This is a genomic window from Enterococcus sp. PF1-24, assembly GCF_029893325.1.
In the GTDB taxonomy this organism is placed as follows: Bacteria; Bacillota; Bacilli; order Lactobacillales; family Enterococcaceae; genus HY326.
The window spans coordinates 1-1233 of the sequence record NZ_JARXWL010000071.1 but is presented as its reverse complement, the minus strand read 5'-3'; the positions used below and the strand labels follow the sequence as shown (position 1 = coordinate 1233).

Genomic DNA, 1233 nt, shown 5'->3' with positions numbered 1-1233 from the left:
ACTTCTACTATTTAATCCTGAAAGGACTAAACAAATGCATAATAATTATAACATAAATCAATTATCTTTGGATATTACAACTTCATTTGAACCAAAAGAAAATCATGTGGCTTGTTTTATTAATGAGCTCGTTGAATCACTCCAATTTAGTAATCCTTATATCTTTGGTCGCCCTAGAAAATACGATTTAGGCGCAATGATGAAACTTGTTCTTTTTGCCTACACACGAGAAACCTTTACCAGTCGTAAAATTGAACGATTAGCCGAAGAAAATCTTTATGCTCGCTGGCTTACTCAAGAAAAGATTCCATCCTATCGGACGATTGCTCGCTTTTGTATTTCAAATGATGTGCAGGAGTTAACTAATCAAGGCTTAGATAGATTAACAGAATACCTTCGTGCGCGTAATCTAATTGATGATGCGCTATTTATTGATGGCACAAAAATCCTGGCAGATGCGAATAAATTCAGTTTCGTTTGGAAAAAGAATACCCTTCGTTTTGATCAAATGAATCGCGAGAAAATTATTTTGATGATGGCAGAATTGAAAGGAGCTTACGACGCGAAGCACATTCCGGAGGAATCTAATGTTACGCTAGATATGTTAGATGAACTACTTACCCGAATGGAATTACGATTAGAGGATTTAGAAAAAGAAGTAGAAACAACGAAAGAAATATCCCCAAATCCTACAAAACAACAACGTCGGACATTGAAAAGTCAGCAGCGTAAGCTTAACGAAAGAAGAAATAAACTCGTTGAATATCAAGAACAGATGACTATTTACGGTTCGCGAAATAGCTATTCAAAAACTGACCTTGACGCAACTTTTATGAGAGTAAAAGAAGATCATATGATGAATGGTCAATTAAAACCTGCCTACAATCTTCAACTGGCAACCTGTAATCAATTTGTTTTGGGTTATGATGTTTTTCAAAATCCAACGGATACAAAAACTTTACAACCATTAATCGAAAAAATGAATTTAGCTAAACAATCCCCACGTTATATCGTCGCCGATGCTGGTTATGGTTCTGAAAGTAATTACCGCTATTTAGAAGATGAACTGCCGCAACATACCAGTCTTATTCCCTACGGGACAATGTTAAAAGAACAAAGTAAGAAATGGAAAACTGATGAGCGAAAAGTGATAAATTGGAATTATTATGAAGAAGATTACTATATCGATCCTAGAGGCGTTCGCTTTAATTTCCATGCGTATCGTGAGAAAAC

1 protein-coding gene is annotated in these 1233 nt (G+C 35.4%); it reads left to right on the top strand.

The annotated features are described in order from the left end of the window. Positions 1–34: 34 nt before the first annotated feature. The coding region (locus tag M2139_RS14240) for a transposase (protein ID WP_280736721.1) at positions 35–1233 on the top strand (1199 nt) is incomplete at its 3' end.